Source organism: Endozoicomonas sp. (assembly GCF_051008435.1).
Taxonomy (GTDB): domain Bacteria; phylum Pseudomonadota; class Gammaproteobacteria; order Pseudomonadales; family Endozoicomonadaceae; genus Endozoicomonas_A.
Genome location: NZ_JBPCXO010000363.1, coordinates 1 through 3969, shown reverse-complemented (window position 1 = coordinate 3969; position 3969 = coordinate 1). Strand labels below are relative to the sequence as shown.

Genomic DNA, 3969 nt, shown 5'->3' with positions numbered 1-3969 from the left:
TTCAATGGTGTCATCAAGCGGATAATATACAAGGCATGTGGTTACAATGATCTTGATTATCTCTATCTAAAAATCAGGCAGGAGGCCCAAAAATGATCAGCCAACCTGTAAAAGGGCCAAAAAAATGAACTGCTGGGCACTTTTACTACCGCCGTGGCCTAAACCCAATCCTGTATTGGCTACAAGGCCCCCTTTCTGGGTTTTGCCAACGGTAATGCCCTTTCAATGAGTATCAGTATGGAAGGCTGCAACTCTCCAGTAGTCATCTCTATGTCTGGCATTCTAATGAAGGACAAGGACGGAAAAGATCAGATAAAAACCCAGTCTCTGGTGCAATACAAAGGACATGAAAGCTGGAACTCCCAGATTCTAACGACCGACTATGACACCCGTGTCGATGAAAAAGACGCCAAAGTCATGCCAGTCAAGACGAAATAACTGCCTCCCCATGGCATGGAAGCCATACCTATCAGAGCGATAGAGAGAATCCACTACCAAAGCCCTGCGCCCTCTACTAATATGTGTTCCATAGTGCTAGGAGTCTGACCAAGAATAGATAGGTCGGCTTCTAGGAGCCTGTTTAACTCCAGATAATGTCGGCCTGAAATCCAGAAAGAGCGGTTAGCTTTAGATGAACACCTTAATGGTGCTCACCCTGAAGGCCAGCCTCAGGGTTGTGACTCGCTCAACTAAACTTCATGCTCGAAAGCTTAAATCCGACAGGCTTCCAGAGCTGTATACCACAGCCTTGTTAACCGGAATTCGAAAGGAAGGAAACTCCTATGCTTTTTGTCGTGTCACCTGCCAAGACGCTGGACTTTGACACCGCTCCAGTGACCAAAAAGTTCAGTCAGCCTGAATTCCTGGATCAATCACAGGACCTTATTGATCAACTGCGAGCGCTGAGCCCGGCTGATATTGGCAGCCTGATGAGTATCAGCGACAAACTGTCACAGCTGAATGCAGCCCGCTACGAAGCCTGGCAGCAGCCTTTTACTCAGGACAATGCCAAACAAGCCGCTCTGGCTTTTAAAGGCGATGTTTATACGGGTCTGGATGCAGAGACGATGAACGCCAAACAGTTTGATTATGCTCAGAAACATCTTCGCATTCTCTCGGGGCTCTACGGCTTGCTCAAACCATTGGACCTGATGCAGGCTTACCGCCTGGAGATGGGCACCAAGTTTGCCAATAATGCAGGTAAAGACCTTTATACTTTCTGGGGTGAACAGATCACTGAAAAGTTGAACGCAGAAATGGCGACTCAGAAAGATGACATTCTGGTTAACCTGGCATCCAATGAATACTTTAAAGCAGTAAAACCGAAGCTGTTCAATGGGCAAATCATCACCCCTGTTTTCAAAGACTGGAAAGGCGATAAGTACAAAATCATCAGCTTTTACGCTAAAAAAGCCAGAGGCCTGATGTGTCGTTATGCGATCGATAATAATCTGAAAAAAGTCGATGACCTGAAAGGTTTTGATTACGAGGGTTATAGCTATAACCAGGCCATGTCGAATGACAAAGAGTGGGTGTTTGTTCGTAAAGAAGCCTGATTACTCATCTACCCTCAATTCCAACTCCCGCTTTCTGGTGTACAGAAAGCGGATCATGTCATAGCTGAAAGGCGAGCTGAAATCGTCATAGCTCATAGGAACGGTATAGCGATAGTTAATACCATAAATTGCAAACACTTCAGGTTCAGAAAAAACCTGGGAAGGGACCCCCATAAAGTCGACATAATCTTCTGCGGTCAGATCAACGACCAGACCACTGACATCTCTCAAGCTGTAGGGACCAATGATAGGGATAATCAGATAAGGGCCAGCACCTATTCCATATTTAGCCAGCGTTGTACCAAACTCATTGCGTTTGTGAGGCAAGCCCATACTCTCTGCAGGATCAAAAAGCCCTAACATCCCCAGCGTTGAATTGATCAGTAATCGACTGGTCGATTTAACCGTTCGCTCACCGTCTAACTGAAGTATGCCATTCATAATGGTGGGAACTTCCTTCAGATTCTGAAAAAAGTTTGCAACGCCTATACGAGCAAACGACGGCGTAACTGTTTCATAAAGCTGCATGACTGGCTCGAGAAAATAGCGATCCAGCTGACGGTTGAGAACGAACACCTGACGATTGAGTGATTCAAGAGGATCATAAACATCCATAAACTTCATACGATCCATCTTGTGGTGCCACTCTTCCAACAGTTCATCATCACTGTCATTAAACTTCAGGGTGTCCATCGGGTTTGTGTAGGGGAGACGCTGACTCGCAAAGACGTTAAAGGTCATCAAAGCAAACATCAGGAACAGAAATCCAGCTCTAGGCATCAGGAAACCCCTTTCCTTTCATAAAACTGAGCATATCCTGCACGTTTTCATGATATTGCAGGTTACCCATGTGCCCTCCCAGTGGATAAACTTTTATCCGGCGATCAAAGGTATCGTAAAGAAAATTGAGCCCTTTCTGATCAATAATAAAGTCATCCGCATTGTGCATCACACCGATATGCCGTGCATTTTTCAACCAGGTTTCAAGATGAGGTAAACTGTTTTGCTCAAACAAAAGAGCTCGCTGTTTTGAGTCATCTATCTGCTGATCAGAATGAGCTTTTTTCTGTTTCCCTACATAAGGAATCAGAACTTTTTTGACGTAACATTCAAAACTACAGAGCATGGCTCGCTTGAAATATGGCGTTCGGCTGTCGCTTCGTTTAAGTTTAAAATCCTTCGGAATCAGATTACTGTCCCAAGTCATCGCATCAGAAGTGAAATACATGGAAGCGACTGACAACCTGAAACTGACGCCTATTAACAGAGCTAATTCTTCACGGCTCAATGCATAAGGGCTTTTTTGCACATGAAACAACATCGACTCATCCAGATCAATGCTTTTATGAGTCCGAAAGTAATCCGCCAGCTTGTCAAAAAAGTGATTAAAGAGCGTTGTTGAGTCATCAACACCTTGCACATCGGCCATGAGTAAGCGGTCGAGATTATCAATAGAACGTTGCAGACTCACAGGAGGGTTCAGTAGCAGTACTCGCTCAAAGCCAAAAGCTTTCTGTTCACTGTCCAGTCTGGCTATAAACGCAGCATTGAGTGCCCCGAGACTATAGCCCGTCAGATACCAGCCATTAATATCGATTTTCCTGAATGACCGTGCTCGCTCAACAGCGGCTTTCATCAAGCGATAAAGGTCTTCGGAATCCTGCTGTGTCAGACCCGGTCGATGAGTTTGCGAACCGGAAACAACAAAATCATAGCTGGTAGGCGATGAGATCTGAATAACATGGAAGCCTGCCTGATAATAAACCTTTTTCAGAAACTCAACCTTGCTGGTATCAAAACGCCCGCCAGTACCGGCAATAATAAAAATCAGCGGAGCAGCTTTCTCCTGCCAGGCCAGTTTGAACCGTGGTTTGACCACATCCCAGAAAATATCGGGTGCATTTTCAACCGTTTCACCCGCCAGACCCAATATAGCCTCACGGACCGTCGTTTGATCCAATTTAACCTGCTGTTCGGGAGGCGTGCCTGCTACCGTTGCCAGAAATGGATTTTTGACAGGAAAGTCATAAGCCTGTGCGAGACCAGGACAGAGAAAAGACAGAAGAAAAATAACCAGCCCAAAGTGGCAGCAGCAACCTCTCTTCATCTGTGTCAATGAAAGGGTTGCTACGGAGAATAGATGATCGACGACTGCCGGGCAAAATGCCTTTCTTTTACTCATAATAGGACTTACGCATTGATGGCACTTGCTAATTTTGGTAACAGGTGGTCTTTGCCTTTTGCAAAGCTCTCAATGAATTTACCAACCGTCTCTTTAAATAGCCCCCGTTGGTGCTGATAAATATTCGTAAACTCTTGCGCTATTTGCATTTTCTGAAGATAAACAAAACTCAATAGGCTGGCGAATATGTGATTTCTCACCGGTCGCTCACTGCGAACCTGAAAATGCTCG

4 protein-coding genes and 1 pseudogene are annotated in these 3969 nt (G+C 45.3%); 2 read left to right on the top strand and 3 right to left on the bottom strand.

The features are described 5' to 3' along the window. Nucleotides 1-237 precede the first annotated feature (237 nt). Nucleotides 238-438, top strand: coding sequence for a hypothetical protein (locus ACR2PX_RS18235; protein WP_434000789.1), 201 nt, complete (start codon nt 238-240; stop codon nt 436-438). Nucleotides 439-782: 344 nt separating this feature from the next. Continuing rightward, nucleotides 783-1556 carry a peroxide stress protein YaaA gene (gene yaaA / locus ACR2PX_RS18230; RefSeq protein ID WP_434000788.1) on the top strand — a complete coding sequence of 258 codons (774 nt, stop codon included), beginning with the start codon at nt 783-785 and terminating at the stop codon, nt 1554-1556. Here the strand turns inward: yaaA and ACR2PX_RS18225 are convergent, their stop codons facing one another. From ACR2PX_RS18225 to ACR2PX_RS18215, 3 genes and pseudogenes are all read right to left on the bottom strand, one after another. Beyond that, entirely contained in the window at nt 1557-2336 is a 780-nt protein-coding gene (locus tag ACR2PX_RS18225) for an MlaA family lipoprotein (protein ID WP_434000787.1), read from the bottom strand. It lies immediately after the preceding gene. Next, nucleotides 2329-3738 carry a hypothetical protein gene (locus ACR2PX_RS18220; protein WP_434000786.1) on the bottom strand — a complete coding sequence of 470 codons (1410 nt, stop codon included), beginning with the start codon at nt 3736-3738 and terminating at the stop codon, nt 2329-2331. The genes ACR2PX_RS18225 and ACR2PX_RS18220 overlap by 8 nt, the downstream gene beginning before the upstream one ends. Nucleotides 3739-3746: 8 nt before the next feature. Continuing rightward, nucleotides 3747-3969, bottom strand: a pseudogene (locus ACR2PX_RS18215) (IS701 family transposase); the annotation flags it as partial.

Coding starts and splice junctions, on each gene's coding strand:
- ACR2PX_RS18235 (WP_434000789.1), top strand. CDS start 238: ATGGAAGGCTGCAACTCTCCAGTAGTCATCTCTATGTCTGGCATTCTA.
- yaaA (WP_434000788.1), top strand. CDS start 783: ATGCTTTTTGTCGTGTCACCTGCCAAGACGCTGGACTTTGACACCGCT.
- ACR2PX_RS18225 (WP_434000787.1), bottom strand. CDS start 2,336: ATGCCTAGAGCTGGATTTCTGTTCCTGATGTTTGCTTTGATGACCTTT.
- ACR2PX_RS18220 (WP_434000786.1), bottom strand. CDS start 3,738: ATGAGTAAAAGAAAGGCATTTTGCCCGGCAGTCGTCGATCATCTATTC.